The organism is Ekhidna algicida, from assembly GCF_051379705.1.
In the GTDB taxonomy this organism is placed as follows: Bacteria; Bacteroidota; Bacteroidia; order Cytophagales; family Cyclobacteriaceae; genus Ekhidna.
This window is the reverse complement of record NZ_CP179868.1, coordinates 3480178-3503114: the sequence shown is the minus strand read 5'-3', so window position 1 is coordinate 3503114 and position 22937 is coordinate 3480178. Positions and strand designations below refer to the sequence as shown.

At 39.7% G+C, this 22937-nt stretch carries 22 protein-coding genes and 1 tRNA gene; 17 read left to right on the top strand and 6 right to left on the bottom strand.

What is annotated here, in order from left to right; translation table 11 throughout:
- Nucleotides 1-27: 27 nt before the first annotated feature.
- The 4 genes from ACL8WY_RS15755 (at nucleotide 28) to ACL8WY_RS15740 (ending at nucleotide 4927) form a co-directional block, all read left to right on the top strand.
- A complete protein-coding gene (locus ACL8WY_RS15755; RefSeq protein WP_436515715.1) occupies nucleotides 28-2499 on the top strand; it encodes a tetratricopeptide repeat protein in 2472 nt (823 codons plus the stop codon).
- A 39-nt stretch (nucleotides 2500-2538) separates the two neighbouring features.
- Nucleotides 2539-3366: a peptidylprolyl isomerase gene (locus ACL8WY_RS15750; RefSeq protein ID WP_436515714.1), complete on the top strand. Its 828-nt coding sequence runs from the start codon at nucleotides 2539-2541 to the stop codon at nucleotides 3364-3366.
- Nucleotides 3367-3904: 538 nt separating this feature from the next.
- Nucleotides 3905-4060, top strand: a complete 156-nt coding sequence (locus ACL8WY_RS15745; RefSeq protein WP_436515713.1) for a hypothetical protein — start codon at nucleotides 3905-3907, stop codon at nucleotides 4058-4060.
- A 186-nt stretch (nucleotides 4061-4246) separates the two neighbouring features.
- The gene (locus ACL8WY_RS15740) at nucleotides 4247-4927 is read left to right on the top strand and encodes a hypothetical protein (protein ID WP_436515712.1); all 681 of its coding nucleotides are present in this window, start codon (nucleotides 4247-4249) and stop codon (nucleotides 4925-4927) included.
- 309 nt (nucleotides 4928-5236) lie between these two features.
- Here ACL8WY_RS15740 and yidD read toward each other — a convergent pair whose 3' ends face one another.
- Nucleotides 5237-5455: a membrane protein insertion efficiency factor YidD gene (gene yidD / locus ACL8WY_RS15735; RefSeq protein ID WP_436515711.1), complete on the bottom strand. Its 219-nt coding sequence runs from the start codon at nucleotides 5453-5455 to the stop codon at nucleotides 5237-5239.
- A 222-nt stretch (nucleotides 5456-5677) separates the two neighbouring features.
- Here yidD and ACL8WY_RS15730 point away from each other — a divergent pair, with 222 nt between their 5' ends.
- A complete protein-coding gene (locus ACL8WY_RS15730; RefSeq protein ID WP_436515710.1) occupies nucleotides 5678-6955 on the top strand; it encodes a hypothetical protein in 1278 nt (425 codons plus the stop codon).
- On the opposite strand, the gene ACL8WY_RS15725 is transcribed toward ACL8WY_RS15730, so the two are convergent.
- The gene (locus tag ACL8WY_RS15725; RefSeq protein WP_436515709.1) at nucleotides 6952-7569 is read right to left on the bottom strand and encodes a toxin-antitoxin system YwqK family antitoxin; all 618 of its coding nucleotides are present in this window, start codon (nucleotides 7567-7569) and stop codon (nucleotides 6952-6954) included. The two genes, ACL8WY_RS15730 and ACL8WY_RS15725, sit on opposite strands and share 4 nt — an antisense overlap.
- A gap of 55 nt (nucleotides 7570-7624) precedes the next feature.
- Here ACL8WY_RS15725 and ACL8WY_RS15720 point away from each other — a divergent pair, with 55 nt between their 5' ends.
- The 3 genes from ACL8WY_RS15720 to ACL8WY_RS15710 are packed head-to-tail and all read left to right on the top strand — an operon-like array spanning nucleotide 7625 to nucleotide 11486.
- On the top strand, nucleotides 7625-8434 hold the full coding sequence (locus ACL8WY_RS15720; protein WP_436515708.1) for a hypothetical protein: 810 nt from the start codon (nucleotides 7625-7627) through the stop codon (nucleotides 8432-8434).
- Nucleotides 8431-10539, top strand: coding sequence for a ComEA family DNA-binding protein (locus ACL8WY_RS15715; RefSeq protein ID WP_436515707.1), 2109 nt, complete (start codon nucleotides 8431-8433; stop codon nucleotides 10537-10539). Before ACL8WY_RS15720 ends, ACL8WY_RS15715 begins: the two co-directional genes overlap by 4 nt.
- Before the next feature lie 59 nt (nucleotides 10540-10598).
- On the top strand, nucleotides 10599-11486 hold the full coding sequence (locus ACL8WY_RS15710; RefSeq protein ID WP_436515706.1) for a mechanosensitive ion channel family protein: 888 nt from the start codon (nucleotides 10599-10601) through the stop codon (nucleotides 11484-11486).
- A 118-nt stretch (nucleotides 11487-11604) separates the two neighbouring features.
- On the opposite strand, the gene ACL8WY_RS15705 is transcribed toward ACL8WY_RS15710, so the two are convergent.
- From ACL8WY_RS15705 to ACL8WY_RS15690, 4 genes are all read right to left on the bottom strand, one after another.
- Nucleotides 11605-12582, bottom strand: a complete 978-nt coding sequence (locus ACL8WY_RS15705) for a sterol desaturase family protein (protein WP_436515705.1) — start codon at nucleotides 12580-12582, stop codon at nucleotides 11605-11607.
- Nucleotides 12583-12664: 82 nt separating this feature from the next.
- Complete coding sequence (locus ACL8WY_RS15700; RefSeq protein ID WP_436515704.1) at nucleotides 12665-13546, bottom strand: DUF3078 domain-containing protein; 882 nt, start codon at nucleotides 13544-13546, stop codon at nucleotides 12665-12667.
- Nucleotides 13547-13548: 2 nt separating this feature from the next.
- Nucleotides 13549-15237 carry an AMP-binding protein gene (locus ACL8WY_RS15695; RefSeq protein WP_436515703.1) on the bottom strand — a complete coding sequence of 563 codons (1689 nt, stop codon included), beginning with the start codon at nucleotides 15235-15237 and terminating at the stop codon, nucleotides 13549-13551.
- A gap of 124 nt (nucleotides 15238-15361) precedes the next feature.
- A tRNA-OTHER gene (locus ACL8WY_RS15690) sits at nucleotides 15362-15508 on the bottom strand.
- A 131-nt stretch (nucleotides 15509-15639) separates the two neighbouring features.
- Between ACL8WY_RS15690 and ACL8WY_RS15685 the strand changes: the two genes are divergently transcribed.
- The 9 genes from ACL8WY_RS15685 to ACL8WY_RS15645 all read left to right on the top strand — a co-directional run bounded on the left by ACL8WY_RS15685 (nucleotide 15640) and on the right by ACL8WY_RS15645 (nucleotide 22751).
- A complete protein-coding gene (locus ACL8WY_RS15685) occupies nucleotides 15640-16101 on the top strand; it encodes a winged helix-turn-helix transcriptional regulator (RefSeq protein ID WP_436515702.1) in 462 nt (153 codons plus the stop codon).
- A 101-nt stretch (nucleotides 16102-16202) separates the two neighbouring features.
- Nucleotides 16203-17648 (top strand): Fe-S cluster assembly protein SufB, encoded by a 1446-nt coding sequence (gene sufB / locus ACL8WY_RS15680; protein WP_436515701.1) that lies wholly within the window; start codon nucleotides 16203-16205, stop codon nucleotides 17646-17648.
- Between the two features lie 16 nt (nucleotides 17649-17664).
- Complete coding sequence (sufC, locus tag ACL8WY_RS15675) at nucleotides 17665-18420, top strand: Fe-S cluster assembly ATPase SufC (protein WP_436515700.1); 756 nt, start codon at nucleotides 17665-17667, stop codon at nucleotides 18418-18420.
- Nucleotides 18417-19598, top strand: a complete 1182-nt coding sequence (sufD, locus tag ACL8WY_RS15670; protein ID WP_436515699.1) for a Fe-S cluster assembly protein SufD — start codon at nucleotides 18417-18419, stop codon at nucleotides 19596-19598. Before sufC ends, sufD begins: the two co-directional genes overlap by 4 nt.
- Nucleotides 19598-20836, top strand: a complete 1239-nt coding sequence (locus ACL8WY_RS15665) for an aminotransferase class V-fold PLP-dependent enzyme (protein WP_436515698.1) — start codon at nucleotides 19598-19600, stop codon at nucleotides 20834-20836. Before sufD ends, ACL8WY_RS15665 begins: the two co-directional genes overlap by 1 nt.
- A complete protein-coding gene (locus tag ACL8WY_RS15660) occupies nucleotides 20836-21267 on the top strand; it encodes a SufE family protein (protein WP_436515697.1) in 432 nt (143 codons plus the stop codon). The genes ACL8WY_RS15665 and ACL8WY_RS15660 overlap by 1 nt, the downstream gene beginning before the upstream one ends.
- Nucleotides 21264-21596, top strand: coding sequence for an iron-sulfur cluster assembly protein (locus tag ACL8WY_RS15655; RefSeq protein WP_436515696.1), 333 nt, complete (start codon nucleotides 21264-21266; stop codon nucleotides 21594-21596). The genes ACL8WY_RS15660 and ACL8WY_RS15655 overlap by 4 nt, the downstream gene beginning before the upstream one ends.
- Nucleotides 21597-21622: 26 nt before the next feature.
- On the top strand, nucleotides 21623-22039 hold the full coding sequence (locus ACL8WY_RS15650) for a BrxA/BrxB family bacilliredoxin (RefSeq protein WP_436515695.1): 417 nt from the start codon (nucleotides 21623-21625) through the stop codon (nucleotides 22037-22039).
- A 292-nt stretch (nucleotides 22040-22331) separates the two neighbouring features.
- Nucleotides 22332-22751 carry a hypothetical protein gene (locus tag ACL8WY_RS15645; RefSeq protein WP_436515694.1) on the top strand — a complete coding sequence of 140 codons (420 nt, stop codon included), beginning with the start codon at nucleotides 22332-22334 and terminating at the stop codon, nucleotides 22749-22751.
- Nucleotides 22752-22937 lie beyond the last annotated feature (186 nt).

The following is a 22937-nucleotide window of genomic DNA, read 5'->3' as shown; positions in this document are numbered from 1 at the left end:
TTATTCATTAATGAATAAATTAACTTAATGAACTCAATCGCCACCAATTTCATATTGATGTTCATTTTCTCGTTTTTGACTATGACCTCCTCCGAGGGTCAGAATGGGAAAATTGACTCATTACTTTCAGAGTTGAAAGGGAGTCAGGATACCACACAAATCACATTACTAAATCATATTGCTTTCGAATTCTGGAACTATGATGTAGAAAAGGCTCACGAATATGCAAAGAAAGCTTTAACGCTATCCAAAGAAACAGATTTTGCAAAAGGTACAGCTTGGTCGTATACCAACATTGGTCTGTACCACTACTTTAAAGGCGAGTACAAGCAATCTTTGAAAAACTATCAAGCATCTCTTAAATCAATTGAAAACCAATCACATTTGGAGGTCTACTCATATACTCTTTCAAGGATTGGGAATATATATCGGTTAAGAGGTGCGTATGACTCGGCTATTTATTACTATAAGCAGTCCCTTGCCGACCAATCGATAGAAGCAAGTATGAGCTATGCATCTTCATGCTTTAACCTTGGAATTGCGTTCCTGGAAATGGAAGCTTATGATTCAGCAAAAATCTACCTGAAGGAATCATTAACTAAAAGAGAAAAACTCGGCATTACCTTATTTACTGCTTCTTCCAAACTTGAGCTTGGACGATTACATATGGAAATGGGTGATTTAGATAGTGCAGCCCATTACCTGGACTTGGTGAAGCAGATTGGTGAAAAAAATAAGTTGCCCGAACTCCAAATCTATTATGCAATCTATAATGGACAATTTCAGCTTTTAAAAGGTGACTATTTCCATGCCATCGAAAGTATCAAATCTTCACTAACCTTATTGAACGAATTCCAATTCAAAGAACTTAGGATTAAGAGTCTCTATTTACTGGGAAGTATCTATTCAGAGATTGGCGAATTCGATGGTGCTCTTGATAATTTATTACGGGCTGAATCTCTAAATACCAGCTTTCGGAATATAAAACAACAAGCGCAAATCAATTTCACGTTAGGCTATGTCTATTATTATCAAAGAAATACAGAAAAGGCTCGAGAAATTGCAATTCAAGCACGCGATCAGTTCAGTCAAATAGGATTAGATAGACAGGCGGCAATGTCCAATAACTTGCTAGGGTTGATTGAATTGTCCGTTGAAGATTATGATCAATCAGCTGATTATTTTGATGAAGGCATGAGAACGTATGAAAAGCTGAACTATCGAAAAGGAATTGCCTCTATATTATACAACAAGTCTTACATCTATCTGGAGCTCGGTGAAATTCAAAAAGTAATTGATATCCAACTTCAAGCCCTCGATATAGAAAAAGAAATCAATAACACCAGAGGTATTATTATCTCATACAATTCCCTAGGAAACATATATCAAAAATCTGGAAATTATGATGAAGCAGAAAAGTACTTACTCCTAGCTACTGAACTGCTTGACGATTTCCCCTCACCATCTGATGAAGAGGAAAACAATCTCTTCTTATCACAATTGTTTTATGCTAAATCAGACTTCAAAAAAGCATACGACTATCTAATGCTCAGCAAACAATATTCCGATAGTGTTTTTTCTCAAAACAGTCTAAACAAATCTTTGCAGCTAAGTGCAATTCATGATTTAGAAAAAAAGGAATTAGAAATTCAAAATTTAAACCAGGAGAAGCTTTCCAAGAATAATGAAATATCGCTTAAAGAGAACCAGCTAAAGCAACAAAGATTATTGATCTATTTTGGGACGTTTGCGTTGATCTTCTTTTCATTTTTGTCCTATTTTCTGGTGAGAACTATACGAAAATTACGAACGACCCAACAGGAGCTGATAAAAGCCGAGAAAAGGGCTTCAATGGGTATACTTATTGCAGGTCTGGGTCATGAAATCAACAACCCGCTAAACTTCATAAAAGGTGGTTTAGAAGGTATGAAGTTCAGCCGAAACGACTGGTCAGACGACCAAAATAAGTTTTTAGATGCCATCGAAGAAGGTATCAAACGAACGATCTCTATACTCGATATTTTAAATCAATTTCAACAAAAGAAGAATTCAAAACTTGAGCAATGTGACCTTTCGGCCATATTAAGAAACTGTGTATCAGCATTTGATGGAGAAATCTCCAAAACCAAAAAAATAGTTCTTTCAAAAACAGACAACCAGGCAATTATTACAGGTTATAAAGAAGAGTTAAAACAACTGTTCAGAGAGCTAATTAAAAACAGCCTCCAATCTATCTCCAAAAAAGGACAAGTTTCTATTGAAATAAGCTCTACGTCTTCTGAATGTATCGTCAAGATTACTGACAATGGAATAGGTATTGACAAAGAAAATCTTCCCTTGCTCGAAAATCCTTTTTTCACAACGAAAGCACCTAACGACGGAAAGGGATTTGGACTATATCTGGTAGACTATACACTTAGCGATCATGACGGGAAAATACATTTTGACTCTGTGAAGGGAGAAGGCACCATCGCGACAGTAACCCTACCAAAAAAATAGCATAAAGTACTTTAACTTGACACCTAAATCATAATCTCAATGAAATACCTAACCATCCTTTCTCTTGCATTTTTAATCGCGTGCACATCAGGCACCAATGAAGCAGATAGTGAAACTAAACCAGAACGTACAAATGTTAAGCTAACAACAACCAAAGGTGAAATTGTCCTGCAACTCTACAATGAAACACCTCTTCATAGAGACAACTTCATTAAGATCGTTGAAGATGGAGTTCTGGATAGCCTACTCTTTCACCGGGTGATTGAGACTTTCATGATCCAGGGCGGTGATATCAATAGTAAAACTGCTCAACCCGGAGATACACTTGGAAATGGGGATCTTCCATATGAAGTACCAGCAGAAATCACACCTAAACTATTTCATAAAAAAGGTGTCCTTGCTGCTGCACGCGGAGGGCATCCCGATCGTGTTTCCAGCAGTACACAGTTCTACATTGTGCAAGGCAAAGTTTTTAATGATAGTTTGCTCAACAGCGCCGAGACTCGCATAAATGGCTGGCTGGCAGAATATTACATTAAACACGACTCAGCGTACAGTCAGGATTTAGATTCATTGATGGTGGCGATAGATGCAGAAGATTGGCCAACGGTCAGCAGGATTAACAATCGATTTTACGAACTAGCCAAAGACTATGAGTCTTTCGAGCAATACGAAATTCCAGCCGAGCATCGTGAAGTTTACAAAACACTCGGGGGAACTCCACATCTGGATCAGAATTATACTGTCTTTGGTGAGGTCGTTGCGGGCTTAACGGTTGTTGATTCGATTGCCGCAGTAAGCACCGATGGGTTGAATCGACCTATTGAGGATGTGAGGATACTGAGCGCAAGCGTCGTAGAACTCTAAAACTCTCAATCACTTTCTTTTAAGGATTTATAACCTTTTGCGCAACCAGTCGTATAGTATTACTATCATGAATGGTTATAATACTATTATATTAAATTGTATTACTATAATTCTTTTACTGAGCTTCTCCATCTCGGTACAAGCAAGCACTCTCGCTTCTTTGCCAAATGAAGCAGAGACTGAGGTAAGACATGAAGTATTATCCACTTCACTGTATCAGGTGAGTGTTGAAAGAAAAAAGGCAGTTTCATACTCACTAGAAGTAAATAAAAAAATAAAGGTTCAGCCCACACCCAATAGATACCAATCGCTCAGCTTGGTTATCAAAAGACATATATGGGCGCAAGTTCTTCTTCTTTAGGCCTAAAGATTTTCATTCAGGCCAATTTTTTTCAAACAAATAATTAAGAAGATGAAGCAAGTAGAAAATCAAACGGATAGCCACATTTACACACAGTTAAAGATCATGTGGTATGTTGCAATAGCTAGTTTTGTGATTGCATTTATTGCTACAATCAATTAAACGTATCAGGTGAAAATGAGTATGTACGAATACAGCAAGCTGATCCTTAAGAAGGTGAGCTTCAATCGTCGCTTGTTTTGGAAGGAATACAAAAAATTCAGATCGATCCTTCCCGATGGTGATGGCACAGCACTCAAAGACTGGACAAGACAGTTTATTGACTCTAAATAGCAATCAAGTATCCCTGCCTCACGCAGGGATTTTTCATTCTACCGGATCATACCCACTTCCACGTCTTGGTACCCACAATAAAAAGATACAATGTATACTAGCTGTATACATTCAGTCCAATAATATAATGACTGATTAATTGGATTTTAGCCACTCAATCATTTTCGAATTTTAATTTTCAATAAAATGAAGAAACTTTTTACTTTCATATTTACCGCTAGCTTCCTTTTTTCATGCTCTGAACCCGAAGTGAATACTCCTGAAGACTCATACACTCAATCTATTATTACTGCTCTATCTGAATCTCGGTCGGTGATAGCCAAGCTTAATCCTACTAGCAATGAAAATCTGGAGCTTTCTATAAAAGAACTTTTATCTCAGAATCAAAAGACAATATTTGACCAAGGTTTTGAAATTGGTCTGACAATTGTAAACACCTCAAATAGAGCAAGAAGTACTTATGAAGGTATCAATGAAGCTTTGCTCGTGCATAAAGATCAAATATTAGAGGTTGTGACTACTAGTGATGATTTGACGTACCTAAACAACAAATTATATTCAAAAATAGAAGAAGTAAACCAAGATGAATCTTTGCTAGATTCTGAAAAAGAGCTTTTAACAACCTATTTAATTACCATTCATTTTTATACAAACTATATCTATCAAAACAATTCTCAAGGAAGAACAGTAAGCAGCATATTAAAATGTATGGGAAATATGGCATGGGATGGTTTATCTGGTGGAGCCACAGGTGCTTGGGTGGGTTCCTTGGGTGGACCTATTGGTTCGGCAATTGGGGGAATTCTTGGAACTGCCATTGGAGTTTACCGTGGATCACAAAGTGAGGTTTGTCAAGGAGTAGCTTAGAAACCATGGCTCTATGAAGAAAAAATACATTGTTGAGTATCTTCTAATATTTGTGTACTCGATCAATCATATAGTTAAATCTTTGACCGGAGTTTATTCCAATTTTCAATCTTTCTTGTTTTTGGGTTTTGGAATTATTTTACTGGTTGGCACCATATTTTTATTGAAGAAACAAAACAATCCATCTTTCCCTGATGGATTGAGAATTATTTTGATAGTATCAGTAATTATATCCATCGTATCTGAATTATGAATGGAATAATATCATGTGATATCTAATTGGTTGGGTATCACATGATTTTCCTAACCCTATTCCACCGGATCATACCCACTTCCACCCCAGGGGTGACACTTACTGATTCGCTTCAGTCCCATAATAAATCCTTTCCAGCCGTATTTCTGAATTGCTTCTTTAGCGTATTGTGAACACGTGGGTGTAAACCTGCATGACTGTGGAAACAGTGGAGAGATGGAATACTGATATATCAGTATCGGGAAAATAAGGATCTTCTTAAGTACACGATTCACGTGCGTAAAAGTACCATGCAAATTTGCAAGCGCATCAAAAAATCATTCTGTTTGCACGTTACCCGCTAAGATAGCTATCCAAATTTGATTGATTTGAAAAGGTGTTTACTGCTTTCCGTTTTTCTTGGTATCTGTCAGTTGATCTACTGTCAGCAAGATTCCACCAAATCTTTAACAATTGGTCAAATACTCATTGAAGGTAATTTCAAAACAAGACCTCAAATGATCACTAGGGAACTGAGCTTCTCAGAAGGTGACACCTATAAGCTCTTCCAAATCGACAGCATGTTTATCTGGGATCGCAATCGGATCTATAATACTAACCTTTTCAATGAAGTTTCTCTGGAGTTGATCAACACCACTGATAACTCTACAGATATCAAAATCACCGTCGACGAACGTTGGTACTTCTATCCGCTTCCTATTTTCCGATTAGTGGATAGAAACTTCAATGATTGGTGGGTCAACCGCGATCGTGACTTAAGTCGCGTGAATTACGGAATCAAGCTTACTCAATTCAACTTTAGAGGTAGAGGCGAAATCCTCAGGCTCTGGCTCCAAACCGGATTTGAGACTGTAGTAAATGTGATCTATAGCATTCCATATGTCGATAAAAAACAAAGAAACGGATTTCGCATCAGTAGCAGCTATTTCGAAACCAAGAACGTTCCGGTGGTCACCCGTGAAAACATCAGGCGTTTCGCATCCTCACAAAATGATGTTCTCAGGCGAGCATACAAAACTTCTTTAAGGCACTCATACAGAAGCTCTTTCTACTCATTTCATCGGACTACCATAGGTCATGTTCGCCTGGATGTAGCAGATACAATTGCAGTACTGAACCCCAACTATCTTGGAAGTAGCCAAACCCAGCAACAACATGTATGGATCGGTCATTCATATGTGTGGGACAAACGAAATAATATCAACTACCCTACCCATGGTGAATGGTACCAAGTTGGATTGTTCAAGCACGGTCTTGGTTTCTATGACGATGGAGTAGACTATTGGAGAGCTCGTTTGGCTCTCACGAAGTATTGGGAATTCAAAGACAAATTCTACCTGGTAGCTGATATTTCCGGCTTAAGCACATTCCCAGCTAAAGACCGAAGCTACTTCAACTATTATTCTGTCGGATTTCTAAAGGAAGTACTTCGTGGTTACGATCTCAGAATCATAGAAGCCAGTTCATATATTCTGCAGCGAAATGAATTTAAGCACCGGCTCTTTGGGAGGAAATATGACATCTCAAAAGTAATGCCCGTTCGGCAGTTTCAAACCTTCCCGATTACCATTTACGGCAAAATCTATTTTGATCAGGGGTATGCTGTCGGATATCCCAACTATGACGGTAGTGATCTGCTTTCCGATCAGTACCTATACAGTTTTGGAACAGGTATCGATCTGGTAGTGGTTAACGACTTGACATTCAGGTTCGAACTTTCTCATACGTCGCAGGATGAAACCTTCTTCTTTGTCAACCTGCTTACCCTCTTCTAGTCAAAGTGTTTCCATTTTTTCTTTTTCCCTTTTTTGAAAAAGTACCATTGCCCTACTTCCTTGCCATACTCCCAGTAGCCTTCATACAATTGACTCCCACCTTCATCGTAATATTTCCAGAAACCACTTTCTAAGCCCTCATTCAAAATTCCTTCCTGATTTAGTAGACCATTCTCAAAATAGAATGACCATTGCCCGTTTGGAATTCCCTCTTCATAAAAGCCTGATCTTTTTAGCTCACCATTTTCATGATAGAATTTCCATTTTCCTTGGTATAAGCCATCTTGATATGTTCCGTGCTTTTCCAGTTGACCCGATGAGTAATAATACACAGCTGAGTCTTGCAACAATCCATTTTGATAATACTCTAAGCCAATCAGTTTTCCATCAAATGAATAATACTTTTGATCACCATCCAGCACGTCTTCACGAAACGTTAGTAGGCTATTGAGTTCCCCGCCGGGATAGTAGTATGTCCAAATTCCAAATTTTCCTTCTTCAACCTTGGGACCTATGGCCTTGATTTCACCACTTTCATATCGCAATGTATCTATCTGCTGAGCAGACAAATGATCCACAAGCAGGCCAAGAAAGACAATAGATAGAATTTTCATGACTAGTTAATTTACGATTATTGAATTAAAGCTGCCAAATGCATACTTTGCAACTATGAAACGAATTCCGCTGCTTTTGCTCATCACATTCAGTTTCACATCTTATGCACAAGTCGGATCTTTTAACCTGGGTGGAAGAAGTGCAGGGATGGCCGGAGCATCGTTAACGCTTGGAGATGAGTATAGTTTGTTTAACAACATAGGAGGACTTGGACGAGTAGAAGATCATGCCGCATTCGCATCTTACCAAAATCGCTATGGCGTAAGTCAATTTCAGGTGATTGGAGCTGGAGCTATTTATACGACAGATATTGGGAATGCTGGGGTCGGGTTCTACAAGTTTGGAGATGATATTTACAGTGAGCAGCGCGTGCATCTGGCCATCGGAAATAAGATCCAAATGGTGAGTCTTTCATTGGGTGTTGATCTACTCCAATACAATATCTCAACTGTTGGAACAAGTAGAGCGCTGGCTATACAATTCGGAGGTATTGCTGAAATCACAAAGCAGTTGAGATTTGGTGCGAATATTTTTAATCTCAACCAGGCAAAGTTTGATTCTGAAACAGGTGAACGCATCCCTACTGTCATGAAAGGAGGTCTCTCCTACCGTCCTTCTGAGGAACTGATGCTTAACATGGAAGTAGAAAAAGATCTGGATTTCGATGAGATTTTCAGAGCTGGAATCGAATACCAAATCATTGAAAAAGTGTTCGTGCGCACAGGCATTAGTACTCAACCATTTTTGGGCGCATTTGGAGTAGGGTTTCACCCGAAAAACCTAAAGTTTGATTACGGCTTCTCTAATGATTCTAAGCTGGGAAGTATTCACGAAATATCTGTTGCCTATTCATTTAAAAAATGAAGAAGTGGATTACCATACTATTCATTTTTTGCGGGCTATCCTCCCTTGCCCAAAATGAGGAAATCAACCTTGAAGATTTCGCAGAGCGTCTTTTTCAGGTGCAGGATGAGGATGTTTCTTATGAAGATATTTACGAATCGTTGCTGCTCTATTACACGAACAAGCTAAATCTTAATACTGTAGAGCCAGAGGAACTAGCATCGCTATATGTGCTCAATCCGGCTCAGCTCTCCAATTTCTTCAACTACCGAGATCAATTTGGAAATTTTCTCTCAATAAATGAGCTCCAGGCTATTCCCGAGATCGATTTGGAAACCATTAAACTGCTACTTCCATTCATCACCGTTGAAGAATCACTTACAGATGGGCGACCATTGATGAAAAGGATTCTTACGGAAGAGAATAATTACTTTCTTCTCAGATATTCACGCAGATTGGAACAGCAAACAGGTTATACAGCTGCCCTTCCATTAGACACTACATTCATTCGGGATGAGGCTGACAATGTGATAGATACAGTGACGACAGCTCCTACCCGATATCAGGGGTCACAAAACAAAATATATGGAAGGTTTAGAACCAGCCATCGCAACGACTTTAGTCTTGGATTCACTTTTGAGAAAGACAATGGAGAGCGATTTTCATTTGATGATGGTCAGAAAGGTTTTGATTTCTACTCTTACCATCTAATGCTTGAAAACAAACTTGGGTTCGAAAAAATAATGCTGGGTGATTTCCAAATGCAAATCGGACAGGGCATTGTTTTTGGTGCAGGTTTCAATGCCGGAAAAGGCTCCGAAACAGTGAATACCACCAAGCGAAATAGCCTTGGGCTGAGACCATATACATCTGTCTTAGAAGCTGGTTTTTTTCGTGGGGCGGGCATTACTCGAAAGCAGGGTGATCTGGAACTTACGGTCTTCTATTCTAATCTAAAACAAGATGGTAATATTCAAACAGATACCACATTTGCAGATTTCGAAGAATTTGTAAACTCCATTCAAAACACAGGATTCCATCGTACACCAAGAGAGCTTGCTTCTAAAGATCAAATCGAAGAACAGTCTATCGGTGCAGTATTGGAATATTCCCCACATCGGCGTTTCACACTTGGAATCTCTGGTCTGAATAGCCAATACAGCAAACCGCTACAGCGGAGGCCCAACAACTACAACCAATTTGAATTCAAGGGAGATCACAATTACATCACCTCGATATACTCGCATTACACCTGGCAAAACTTCACCTTCTTCGGAGAGGCTGCTCGTTCGAAAAGTGGTGGAATTGGAGCTATTGGAGGATTAGTAGCCAGTCTATCTCGCACTGTAGACATGGCAATGGTACTTCGTAATTACGATCGAGACTTTCATTCATTTTATGGCAATGCATTCTCAGAGAATTCAAGAAACATCAATGAAAAGGGTACTTATTGGGGCATTTCAATAAAGCCAAACCGAAGGCATAAGCTAAACGCCTATTATGACCGCTTTAAGTTTCCTTGGTTAAAATTTAGAACGGAAGCTCCTTCTGTAGGTCAGGAATGGTTGGTTCGATATTCCCACTTTCCGACACGCCAAATATCTATGTATGTTCAAGCTCGTCAGCAAAATAGGCAAGTCACTGTGGCAGATGAAAATCTGAACATTCTGGCTGACCAAATCAAGCGAAACTATATTTTCAATATCGACTATGAGCTTCGTCCATGGCTGAAGCTAAAAACCAAAGTTCAAAGCAGCACTCAGGATGAAAACGCCGTATTCACTAAAGGATTTGCCATTGTACAGGACGTGAACTTTTCTGTCTGGAGATTGAAGTTTAACACACGCGTGGCTGTATTTGAAACAGACGATTTTGACAATGCACAATATGTATACGAGAGCGATGTTCTATACGCTTTCTCCATACCTGCTTACAATGGATCCGGGGTTAGAACTTACGCTATGGTAAGATATGACCCGGTTAAGAATATATCAATCTGGGTTAGATATGCTCAGACGACATTTCCCGGTGCTATCGGAGTTGCCAATTTGATAGGCTCTTCATTAGATACTTCTTTTGGAGATACTGCTTCGGAGATTAAAGCCATGCTTAGGCTTAAGTTCTAGGAGAACAATATTCATTTTCTCATCGATCTGAGTTAGGTTTACCCGAATAACGATGTTTAATGGAATCAATACAAACAATCTGGGATAAGATTATCAGCTTCCTATCTCAAGTTGGTGAAATCTTTACCACCAACTTGTTCAATCTGGGAAATAGTAAGATTACGCTAGGAACCATTCTGTACTTCCTTATCAGTTTCGTTATTCTCACTTTTCTGGCTAAGCGATTTAGAAATCTGTTGGTGAACAAAATATTGGCTAAAGCCAATATGGAAAAAGGAGCCAGAAACTCCATTGGGCTGATCACACGGGTAATGATCATGTTCATCGGCTCAATATTCATCATTCAAAGTGCCGGTATAGACATGAGCTCTTTGAGCTTATTAGCAGGTGCATTGGGTGTCGGTATCGGATTTGGTCTCCAGAATATTACAGACAATTTCATCTCAGGTATAATTATCCTGTTCGAAAAACCCATCAAAGTCGGAGATCGAATAGTGGTTGGAGACACAGAAGGGGATGTAATAAATATCTCTGTAAGAGCAACCACTATTCTCACCAATGAAAACATATCCATCATCGTTCCGAATTCCGAATTTATCTCTTCTCGGGTAATCAACTGGAGTCACAATGACCGAAACATTCGGTTCGACCTCCCAGTTGGTGTGAGCTACAATGAAGATCCTGAGGAGATTCGAGGAGTATTAATGAAAGTAGCTGAGGAAAATGAACATGTGTTAACGCATCCAACGCCACACGTTTTTTTTGATGAATTTGGTGATAGCTCGCTAAACTTCACGCTCGCTATTTGGACTTCCACCTTTACCGATAAGCCCAGAAGACTGAAGTCTGAGCTCTATTTCGCGATTTTTGAGAAGTTCAAAGAAAAGGGAATAGAAATTCCATTCCCTCAACGCGATGTTCATATAAAATCCAAAGAATCATTATAGATTAATAATTCCTCGCACGCTTTAAAGCCATTTGAGTTTCTTCTTAAGCGAACCCTTCCAGTTATTCATGTGATAATGAAGAACTCAAAATCGTATGATGTACTGATTTATCTTAGTCCTATGCGGCCTTTTCAGAGGAATCCTCTTTATTAGCCTCAACCAGGTTTATTCCTTCGAATTGGGCATCAGCTGATATTTTTCCTGCATAAAACAATTCCTGTATTTGCTTCGCTGTAAGCGAGCTGTTGTCAGGGCTCCATCCTGGAGGACCAAAGATGTACATGAACGCTTCTTTGAAGCTTTTGGCTTTCTTAACATCGTTAAAAATGTCAACGAAAATATGCGTGTTAAGCTTTATTGGATTGTATGTGTCCGGGCTTTTTAAAATCCCATAGTGAGGATTAACACCTTTTATTGTATTCTGCCATGTTCCGAATATGTGATCCCAGATCAGAAGAATCCCTCCATGATTTTTATCCAGGTATTCAATATTGCTTGAATGGTGAACAGCGTGAACGTACGGGTTATTAAATATTTTTCCGAAAAAGCCTAAGGAGCCAATCAACTTAGTATGTAAGAAATACTGATAAGTAGCATTGATGATCAAAGCTGAGCCAATCATAATCGGTTCAAACCCAATCACTGCCATCCACAACCAAAAAATAGGCTTGTAAAATGTGATAAACCATCCGTTTCGAATGCTAACTGCTAGATTATAATTTTTTGAAGAGTGATGCGGAACATGTGCTGCCCACAACAATCTAACCGTATGACTCCATCTATGATGCCAATAAAAATTAAAATCATCTGCAACAATTGCAAGAACCCAGGCCCACCATGCCCAACCAATTGTTGTGTAGTTTAAATACTCAGCTCTTAATGGTTCAAAAAAGTTAAACACACCCTGAAAGATCACAGCTACAGTGAACGCCTTGGTGAAGAAAGAAATGAATGCGGCACCTAAAGCAATTCCAAATCCAGCAAGTGAGTCCTTCAACTCATAGTCATGTCTAGCTACAAAGAACTCTACAACCATAAAAAGGAGAAGGATCGGGAATATGTAAATCATGTTATCCCCTACATTAAATTCTGGCATAGTCTATTTTTTTTATCTAAGTTATTTTTGATTTGAAGCGACAAGATTAATTAATGATACGCTCCGTTATCATTTTAAGTCATTATTGTGGTTTTTTCCTACCGAATTTATAAGTTAAACCTACACCTAATACACTTTTGAACTGAACACGTGCTTTGGTTTCACCATCATCACCGGCAATTAGAATATCTTCATCATAAATGAGTTGAGTGAAAACGTTTGTAGACAGCACTTTGGTCAATTGCAATACAAGAGCATTCTGCCAGTTCACATCAATCTCCCCTACATTCTCTGTATATCCTGTAAACAACTCAAGCTTACTTTCGAAAATATCGTTTTTGTATTTAGCTCGGAAGAATGAACCAAATTCCGCACGTGAATTGCTACCCGGATCTACTCCATAGGCGCCCTGATCCGCAAGCTCCTGATCTCGAACAAATGTAAATTTCCCGGTAAGGGGCTGATAAGTAAAGCTTAGCTGCTCACTGGGATCATAAGAGATACCAAGACCGACCGTTAGGTATCCTGGAGCCATAAAGTCTGAAATCTTCACAAGTCCTGTCTCTGCATCAAAGCCTTCATAAAACTGACTTCTGAAGTCCATCAATGCACTGTAGAACCATTTACCATTTTCTTTTCTCATTTGATAACTGTACTTAGTCGCTAGATTTATTAAGTCATCGGACTTACTGAATCCTGCAGATCCCTGCTTGATTAAACCGTAAGCAAGATCCATGGAATTTTCCCACTTGCCTCTGCCCTTCACACGATTTGCGAAAATGCTGAAGTTTGAATTTATGGCAACTGAGTTTTGTCCACCTGCTGCCCAGTTAGTCAAAGAAACCTGTGAGAATGTGAGCGAGCTAGTTCCACCAATACGCCAATAAGTGGTGTCTTGAGCAGTATTTTGCCCATAAAGGGTCGAACTTAAAAAAAGTAATAGGGCGGTAATTTTTAGTTTCATTCTTAGTCGTAGGTATTCGTTTTTAAATCGTTTTCTTTCAATATTCTCCTTAAAATTTTACCAACATTTGATTTTGGTAACTCATCGGTAAATGCTATATACTTTGGACGTTTATATCCAGTGAGGTTCTCTTTGCAATGCTCCGCTATTTCCTCTTCAGTTAAGCTTGGGTCTGCCTTTACAATGTAAACCTTCACAGCTTCTGTCGACTTCTTATCCGGCACACCTATCGCTCCTACTTCCAGCACCTTTTCATGCAAAGCAATACAATCCTCAATTTCGTTTGGATAAACATTAAATCCAGACACTAAAATCATTTCCTTCTTACGGTCAACTATTTTAAAGAAGCCTTGTTCGTTCATGACCGCAATATCTCCGGTTTTAAACCAATCTTCATGGAAACAATTTTTGGTCTCCTCAGGTCTGTTCCAATATCCTTGAAATACCTGAGGTCCTCTAGCGCAAAGCTCTCCTCTTTCTCCAGTCTGCACTTCTTTTCCGTCATCATCAAGAATAGTCACTTCTGTGCTTGGGATTGGCATACCTATAAATCCGGTTTCTGCATCCTTCCTTAATGGATTAGCTGTAAGAACTGGAGAGGTTTCAGTTAAGCCGTATCCCTCAGATACCGGTGTTCCTGTTACTTCCATCCATTTATCAGCCACAAACTTTTGAAGTGCCATGCCTCCGGCAAATGAAAACTTAACCTTCGAAAAATCAAGATCTTTAAACGAAGGCTGATTTAGTAACCCATTAAACAAGGTATTTACACCTGTCAATATTGACCACTGATGTCTTCTTAAATCCTTGAGGAACGCCTTCATATCTCGTGGATTCGTGACCAGCACATTTCTAGCACCTATCCGAACGGTCATCAATGCATTGCAAGTCAATGCGAAAATGTGATACATAGGTAGAGCGGTGATAAAAATTTCTTTCTGCTCTTCCAATCCACCATGCAGCATCCATTCGCATACTTGCTCCATATTGGCAACCACATTCCTATGCGTAAGCATTGCTCCTTTAGATACGCCTGTTGTGCCACCTGTATATTGTAGAAAAGCGAGTTCTGAGCTTTCAATTTCAACTTTATCCGGAGCTTTATCTCCACCGAGTTTCATAGCCTGTTTCAGTGGGATTGCATTTGGAAGACTGTACGGTGGTACCATTTTTTTTATGCTCTTCACGACGAAGTTTACAATGCTCCCTTTAAGTCCTCCTATGAGATCGCCAATTTTAGTAACAATAACCGTTTCTATCTGGGTCTCGCTTAATATCTCTTCCAAATTGGAAGCAAAATTCTCCACGATAACCACCGCCTTCGCACCAGAGTCATTGAATTGATGAAGCATTTCGCTGGGTGTGTACAATGGATTTGTGTTCACGACAACCATACCAGCCTTAAGTGTTCCATATAATGCTACAGGATATTGGAGGAGGTTAGGCATCTGGATAGCTACTCTGTCTCCTTTTTTAAGATTCGTATGATTTTGCAAGTATGAGGCAAAATCGTCGATGGCTTGACCAAGTTCGGAAAAGGTCATTTCCTTTCCCATATTTTCAAACGCTACCAGGTCTTTATACTTTGCGATTCGTTCATCAACCATTACTGGCAAAGAGCTGTAACTATCGGGATTTATCTCAGTGCTTACACCGTCGGGGTAACTGGCATGCCATGGCTGTTTTTTCATATTCGGACTTGTTGTTTTTAAAAGCTGTTAAAGATAAGGTATGCGCATTACTGTAAAAGAAAAAGGACATAAAAAAGGCCTTGGCACCCCTACCAAGACCTAAATAAACAACATTAACCCAAAGCTGTAGAGGAAGGATTCGAACCTTCACGGAGCAGTTAGCCCCAGACGTTCTCTCCCGATTCAAGATCGAGAGAGAACTTACCGGGATTTATCCCTTATCTCCACCCCCGAGAGAGGAGGGCATGTCTGCCAATTTCACCACTCTACAGTGTGTTTGATAATTCAAATGTAGTATATCACCTCTTTTACTGAAAATATTTCAATATATTACATTAATAAATACATATTATTCAATTTAAAACGTTATAAATTGAAATTTTCAAAAATAAGCAATGATATATGAGCAAAAATTATGAGATTGATAATGTGGATTTGAAAATCCTAAACATTCTTTCAGAAGATGCTAAGATGCCTTACACTGAAGTAGCTAAAAAAGTATTTGTCTCTGGTGGAACTGTGCATGTAAGAATGAAAAAACTAGAAGAAATGGGGATCGTGAAAGGCACTACTTTAAAAATAGATTACGAAAAACTTGGATATGACATTACCTGCTTTCTGGGAATCTATCTTGAGAAAAGTTCACTATACGATAGAGTCGTTTCTGAGCTCAAAGAAATCCCTGAAATCGCCACGATCAGGTACACCACAGGTAATTACAATATCTTCTGTAAAATCTATTGCAAGGGGACTTCTCATCTAAGAGATGTTCTTCATGATAAAATCCAGAAAGTAGATGGTATAGAAAGTACAGAAACCTTCATTTCACTTGAAGAGAGCGTGAATAAACACCTTGTTTTTTAGAAAAAGCCTCTTGTTCTGAACCTTCTTCCAAGTTCCTTGTTCTTATTTAGAATTACTATAAATAAGGTGTACCTTTGCACTCCGAAACGAAGTTTTTTTAGATGAGCACTGACGATCAAATATTAGAAGAATTTACCTCCAAAGAATACGAACATGGCTGGTCTGTAGATTTCGAAGCAGATGAAGCTCCATTAGGTATTAATGAAGACATTGTTCGTTTCATTTCTGCTAAAAAAGAAGAGCCTCAATGGTTGCTTGATTGGCGTCTAAAAGCCTTCGATCAGTGGAAACAAATGAAAGAGCCTAGTTGGGCAAATATCAATTACCCAAAGATTGATTACCAGTCCATTAGATATTACTCAGCGCCTAAGCAAGACAAGAAGCCTCAAAGCCTTGATGAAGTAGATCCGGAATTGCTCAAAACCTTCGAGCGTTTAGGAATCTCCTTACAAGAGCAAAAAAGACTAACAGGAGTCGCTGTAGATGCAGTTATTGACTCTGTATCCGTAGCAACAACTTTCAAAGATAAATTATCAGAATTGGGGGTGATCTTCTGCTCATTCAGTGAAGCAGTTCAAGAACATCCTGATTTAATCAAGAAATACCTGGGTTCAGTTGTTCCTGCAAATGACAACTATTTTGCAGCACTTAACTCAGCAGTTTTCTCGGATGGATCTTTCTGCTATATTCCAAAAGGTGTAAGATGCCCTATGGAGCTCTCTACTTATTTTAGAATCAATGCAGCGAATACAGGACAGTTTGAAAGAACACTTATTGTTGCGGATGACGATAGCTACGTGAGCTACCTGGAAGGCTGCACCGCTCCTCAACGAGATGAAAACCAGCTACATGCGGCGGTAGTAGAAATCTATGCGGCCAAGAATGCCGAGGTAAAATACTCGACGGTACAAAACTGGTACCCTGGCGATAAAAACGGCAAGGGTGGAATCTACAACTTCGTAACCAAACGAGGTATTTGCTCTGGCGATCATGCTAAAATATCCTGGACACAAGTAGAAACCGGTTCGGCAGTAACCTGGAAATATCCATCATGTATTCTGAAAGGAGACAATTCTGTTGGTGAATTCTACTCTGTTGCAGTAACAAACAATTATCAGCAGGCGGATACTGGAACCAAAATGGTCCACCTAGGAAAAAATACCCGATCACGAATTGTGTCGAAGGGTATCTCAGCAGGTAAATCACAAAACAGCTACCGAGGACAAGTAGAAGTAACAAAACGTGCGGAAGGTGCACGTAATTTCTCCCAATGTGACTCGCTGCTGATGGGAGATAAATGTGGAGCACACACATTCCCATACATAGACATAAAAAATAAAACAGCTCAGGTTGAGCATGAAGCGACTACCTCTAAGATTGGTGAAGATCAAATCTTCTACTGCCAGCAAAGAGGAATAGATGAAGAAACAGCAGTAGCCCTCATCGTGAATGGCTTTGCAAAAGAAGTAATGAACAAACTCCCGATGGAGTTTGCAGTAGAAGCACAAAAACTATTGGCATTGACCCTGGAGGGTAGTGTTGGATAATCAACTCAATAAACGTATGATTTCAATTAAAAATTTACAAGCCTCTATCGAGGACAAGGAAATATTAAAGGGTATTGACCTTGAAGTGAAAGCTGGCGAAGTGCATGCAATCATGGGGCCAAATGGCTCTGGTAAAAGCACCTTGGCCTCTGTACTAGCAGGAAGAGAAGATTACGATGTTACCGGAGGTTCTGTAACATTCGAAAATGAGGACTTACTTGAATTGAGTCCTGAAGAACGAGCTCAAAAAGGCATTTTCCTTGCGTTTCAATATCCTGTAGAAATTCCTGGAGTTTCCACAACCAACTTCCTAAAAACAGCCATCAATCAGGTCAGAGAAGCTCGAGGTGAAAAAGCACTGGATGCAGTAAACTTCCTGAAGCTGATGAAAGAGAAAATGAAGCTTGTGGATATCGATCAGGCATTGCTAAGTCGCTCACTAAATGAAGGCTTCTCAGGCGGAGAGAAAAAACGAAACGAAATCTTCCAGATGGCGATGTTAGAGCCAAAGCTTTCAATCCTTGATGAGACCGATTCAGGTTTGGATATCGATGCATTGAAAATTGTTGCCGATGGAGTGAATACGTTAAAAACTGATAAGACAGCTACGATCGTAGTGACGCACTATCAGCGGTTGCTGGATTACATTGTTCCTGATTATGTGCATGTACTTTACAAAGGCAGAATCGTAAAGTCAGGAGACAAAAGCCTGGCACTGGAACTGGAGGAAAAAGGATACGACTGGATCAAAGAAGAAGTAGCTGCCGTATGATGATTGATTCAACACTTCTAAAAAGCCTTACTGACGCATTTCATGGCAATCAGGCACAGAAAGACGCGTTGAAGATGCTAAGCGAGATTGGTTTACCACACAAAAAATCAGAAGCTTACAAATTCACTCCCATCACTTCCATGCTGGAGAAGCAAGTTTCTTTCGAGACGAAAAGTGAAGGTAGTGTTGACAAAAGCAAGCTTTACAAGGAAAACGGAAGTCACTTAATCTTTATCAATGGCTTTCTTTCAAAAGAAGACTCCAAAATTTCAGATAAGCTAAAGCTGTCGGTTGGAGAAGTTACTGAGGGAAAGCACGATCCATTCAGCCTATTGAATACGGCCTATGCCGGTGAGGAGGTGATGATTGAATCGGGCTATGAAGAACCGGTATTCATTTACCACTTCAATTCCAACGGAATCTCCAACCCACGAATCAGGATCAATGTAAAAGACGGACACACGTTCAGGGTGGTGGAGAAACTCATCACACCTCAAGGCACCAATACCTTCACCAATTCATACATCGAATTCACGGTTGGTAAAAATGCATTTGGTTATCACACCAAAGTACAGAACTACCATACTGAAACGTTCAGCCATGAGACGGTAGTAGCAAGTGTTTCACGTGATTCACATTTCTACAACAACACCTTCTCATTTGAAGGAGCTATGGTCAGAAATAACCTGACAATCAATCTGGAAGGTGAGAACTGCGAAGGACATATGTACGGCCTTTTCCTTTTGGATAAGAAATCGCACGTAGACAACAACACCTCTGTGGATCATAAAATGCCAAATTCGTATAGCAATGAGCTTTACAAAGGCATTCTGGATGAAAAATCTACTGGAATTTTTAACGGTAAAATCTATGTAAGACAGGATGCTCAAAAAACCAATGCATTCCAGTCTAACAACAATATTCTGCTTTCAGAAGATGCGACTCTGCATACTAAACCTCAACTAGAGATTTGGGCAGACGATGTGAAATGCTCACACGGTTGCACATCAGGTCAGCTGGATGAAGACGCCATCTTCTATCTAAGAGCCAGAGGCATCAATGAGAAAAATGCCAAAGCCATGATCTTGAATGCGTTTGCAATGGAAACAATGGAGCACGTAAAGATTGAATCTGTAAGAGAAGAAATTCAAGGATTGATTGATCAAAAATTGATGTAATGTCATCCACAACTACCACCATATTAGATATTGAGAAAATCAGGGGGGAATTTCCCATTCTGAACCAAGAGGTAAATGGTAAGCCGCTTATCTATTTCGATAACGCAGCTTCATCACAAACCGCCAAAAGCGTGGTAGATGCATTGATTCAGTTTTACGAAAAAGATCACGCCAACATTCACAGAGGCATTCATACACTAGCTGAGCGTTCCACCAAAAAATTTGAAGCTACCCGTGAGCGTGTACACAAATTCATTAATTCAGCGGAAGCTGATGAGATCATCTTTACCAAAGGAACCACTGAAAGTATCAATCTGGTAGCTCAGTCATGGGGCTCAAAGTATCTTCAAAAAGGAGATGAAATTCTCATCTCTCAATTGGAGCACCACTCCAACATTGTTCCATGGCAACTAGCCGCCGAACGCACTGGAGCAATCATCAAGGTGATTCCTATCAATGACAAGGGTGAAATCCGGATTGAGGAATACAAAAAACTGCTCAGCTCAAAAACCAAATTGGTAGCAGTAAACTATGTTTCCAATTCATTAGGTACCATCAATCCGGTGAAGGAAATGATTTCACTGGCCATCGATCAAGGTGTAACCACAATGATAGATGCAGCACAAGCCGCCCCTCATATTAAAATTGATGTGCAGGATATGAATTGTGATTTCCTTGCATTGTCAAGCCATAAAATGTATGGTCCCACAGGTGTTGGAGTCCTTTATGGGAGAAGAGATATTTTAGAAACCATGCCTCCGTATCAGGGTGGTGGAGAGATGATCAAAGACGTGTCATTCAATGGTACTACCTTCAATGATATTCCATATAAGTTTGAGGCAGGCACACCAAACATTGGTGAAGTCATCGCATTCAAATACGCAATGGATTTCATTGATGAGATTGGACATGAAAACATCCAGGCATACGAGCATGAACTGCTGGAATATGCTAATGCCAAGCTCAACAAAATACCGGGATTCACTCCTATTGGGACAGCCGAAGACAAGGCCAGTGTGATTTCTTTTCTGGTTAGCAATGTCCACCCTTACGATCTGGGGCAACTACTGGACGTAAAAGGAATCGCAGTACGGACAGGACACCACTGTACCCAGCCACTAATGGACTTTCTGGAAATAGATGGAACTGTGCGTGCCTCATTTGCGGTTTACAACACCAAAGAAGAAATTGATGTTTTCTGTGAATCTTTGCAGAAAATTGTTGAACGATTCAACTAATGGACTTAATTAAGAAACGTCAGGAGGAAATCATAGAAGAGTTCGCCATGCTGGATGGCGATATGGAAATGACATTGGATTACATCATGGAGCTTGGCGCTGAACTCGCCGAACTTCCTGAAGAAGCCCGAATCGAAGATAACATTGTGAAAGGCTGCCAATCCAAAGTATGGATGACAGCTGAGCTGGACAATGATCGCATCCAGTTCAAAGCAGACTCCAATACCGCCATTACTAAAGGTTTGGTAAGTTTGTTGGTTCGCACATTGAATCAATCGCCACCTCAAAGCGTTATGAACGCAGAGATTTATTTTCCACAGCAAATAGGAATGGATCGATTCATAGGCACGCAACGATCTAATGGGTTTGCTGCAATGATCAAGCAAATGAAAATGTACGCGTTAGCACTAACGGCTAAACAAGAATCATGAGCGAAACGAAAACAAATAACGATACCCTGGCTCTAAAGGAGGACATCATTCGTGCAATCAAAGGTGTGTATGACCCGGAGATTCCTGTGGATGTGTATGAGCTGGGATTGATTTATGAAATCAACATTCTCCCTATCAATAATGTGGAGATCGTGATGACGCTGACCTCTCCCTCCTGCCCTGCTGCGGAAAGCATTCCGAGTGAAATCGAAATGAACGTACGAGAGGTAGAAGGTGTTAACGATGTGAATATAGAATTGACCTTTGATCCACCATACGCTACGGACATGATGTCCGAAGAAGCGAAGCTGGAACTTGGTTTTATGTAATTAGTAAAAAACAAAACAATACGAATATGTACCCTGCGGAATTAGTAGCTCCGATGAAAGCTCAACTTACTCAGAATGGATTTGAAGAATTGACTTCTGCTGAGGCGGTTACAAATCACTTGACAGATCACAAAGGAACATCACTATTGGTGATCAACTCTGTTTGTGGATGTGCAGCTGGCACATGCCGCCCAGGTGTTTTATTGTCTCTAGATAAGTCAGACAAGAAACCTGATAGTCTTACGACGGTATTTGCCGGATTTGACATTGAAGCCACACAAAAAGCACGCGAGTTTACTTTACCATTTCCGCCATCTTCTCCGGCAATAGCCCTTTTCAAAGATGGTGAACTAGCACACATGGTGGAGAGACACCATATCGAAGGAAGGTCTGCAGAGATGATCGCTGATCACCTTGAGCAGGTATACGCCGAGTTCTGTTAAGTCACAGACAGCAATCTTTGGTCTTTAAGGCAGATGTAAATCTCATAAGATAAATCCCTCATTCGAGATTAGAATGAGGGATTTTTTTATAATCTCATTATATATCAACTGCTTTCACGTATCTATTTTGAATAACTTTTGAGGATTAGTAACCATGGTTACTTTTAGTGCCTTCTACAAACTTTGGAAGCACCGGCATACTTCACTATTTTAGTAGTGATCTACAAAGTGAGAGCTCACGCATCACATAGGCGCTGTACTCCATAATCACAACTAATAATCAACTATTACCATGGTAGAATTACCTTTTGAGTATTGGAATAAACTTTCAAGTCAAATCATTTTAATCTCAGTATTTCTAGGTGGATTCTCAATAGCAATAACGGCCAACCTACTCATAAATCAATCGGAAAAGCGACTTTACAATGTGATTTTAAGATTAGCTACTACTTCCTCATCTGGATTTCTAACGGCTGTATTCGCAATGACAAAGGTTGTACTGGTTACTACTGATGGATATCCCCTTGAGATCACACACGGCGATTTGAATTCCCCAAGAATTATTGGTTTCTTAGGATATATGGTGGGAGTTCTTTCCCTCCTGACTATCATCGGGTTGTCAGGTTGGGCGAAATCCAAAAGGACGGGGATTTTCACAACAGTCGTAAGTGTAATTACTTTTCTTCTTTTTATTGCTTCTACAATATTTTGAAGTCAAAGGAAGGTTACGAAGTAGACAACCTAATTACATCCCTTGGAACCAAGACAAACAAGAATTCCAGTGAAACGAGGAAATATTAAGTGAACCTTGCTAACGACCTCATCCAGAACAGTTGATATAAATAAAGTCCTGCAACAGTTGATAAGAGGTTGCGTGAGGCGCTACTCATAAAATGAG

Coding starts and splice junctions, on each gene's coding strand:
- ACL8WY_RS15755 (WP_436515715.1), top strand. CDS start 28: ATGAACTCAATCGCCACCAATTTCATATTGATGTTCATTTTCTCGTTT.
- ACL8WY_RS15750 (WP_436515714.1), top strand. CDS start 2,539: ATGAAATACCTAACCATCCTTTCTCTTGCATTTTTAATCGCGTGCACA.
- ACL8WY_RS15745 (WP_436515713.1), top strand. CDS start 3,905: ATGAGTATGTACGAATACAGCAAGCTGATCCTTAAGAAGGTGAGCTTC.
- ACL8WY_RS15740 (WP_436515712.1), top strand. CDS start 4,247: ATGAAGAAACTTTTTACTTTCATATTTACCGCTAGCTTCCTTTTTTCA.
- ACL8WY_RS15730 (WP_436515710.1), top strand. CDS start 5,678: ATGATCACTAGGGAACTGAGCTTCTCAGAAGGTGACACCTATAAGCTC.
- ACL8WY_RS15725 (WP_436515709.1), bottom strand. CDS start 7,569: ATGAAAATTCTATCTATTGTCTTTCTTGGCCTGCTTGTGGATCATTTG.
- ACL8WY_RS15720 (WP_436515708.1), top strand. CDS start 7,625: ATGAAACGAATTCCGCTGCTTTTGCTCATCACATTCAGTTTCACATCT.
- ACL8WY_RS15715 (WP_436515707.1), top strand. CDS start 8,431: ATGAAGAAGTGGATTACCATACTATTCATTTTTTGCGGGCTATCCTCC.
- ACL8WY_RS15710 (WP_436515706.1), top strand. CDS start 10,599: ATGGAATCAATACAAACAATCTGGGATAAGATTATCAGCTTCCTATCT.
- ACL8WY_RS15705 (WP_436515705.1), bottom strand. CDS start 12,582: ATGCCAGAATTTAATGTAGGGGATAACATGATTTACATATTCCCGATC.
- ACL8WY_RS15700 (WP_436515704.1), bottom strand. CDS start 13,546: ATGAAACTAAAAATTACCGCCCTATTACTTTTTTTAAGTTCGACCCTT.
- ACL8WY_RS15695 (WP_436515703.1), bottom strand. CDS start 15,237: ATGAAAAAACAGCCATGGCATGCCAGTTACCCCGACGGTGTAAGCACT.
- ACL8WY_RS15685 (WP_436515702.1), top strand. CDS start 15,640: ATGAGCAAAAATTATGAGATTGATAATGTGGATTTGAAAATCCTAAAC.
- sufB (WP_436515701.1), top strand. CDS start 16,203: ATGAGCACTGACGATCAAATATTAGAAGAATTTACCTCCAAAGAATAC.
- sufC (WP_436515700.1), top strand. CDS start 17,665: ATGATTTCAATTAAAAATTTACAAGCCTCTATCGAGGACAAGGAAATA.
- sufD (WP_436515699.1), top strand. CDS start 18,417: ATGATGATTGATTCAACACTTCTAAAAAGCCTTACTGACGCATTTCAT.
- ACL8WY_RS15665 (WP_436515698.1), top strand. CDS start 19,598: ATGTCATCCACAACTACCACCATATTAGATATTGAGAAAATCAGGGGG.
- ACL8WY_RS15660 (WP_436515697.1), top strand. CDS start 20,836: ATGGACTTAATTAAGAAACGTCAGGAGGAAATCATAGAAGAGTTCGCC.
- ACL8WY_RS15655 (WP_436515696.1), top strand. CDS start 21,264: ATGAGCGAAACGAAAACAAATAACGATACCCTGGCTCTAAAGGAGGAC.
- ACL8WY_RS15650 (WP_436515695.1), top strand. CDS start 21,623: ATGTACCCTGCGGAATTAGTAGCTCCGATGAAAGCTCAACTTACTCAG.
- ACL8WY_RS15645 (WP_436515694.1), top strand. CDS start 22,332: ATGGTAGAATTACCTTTTGAGTATTGGAATAAACTTTCAAGTCAAATC.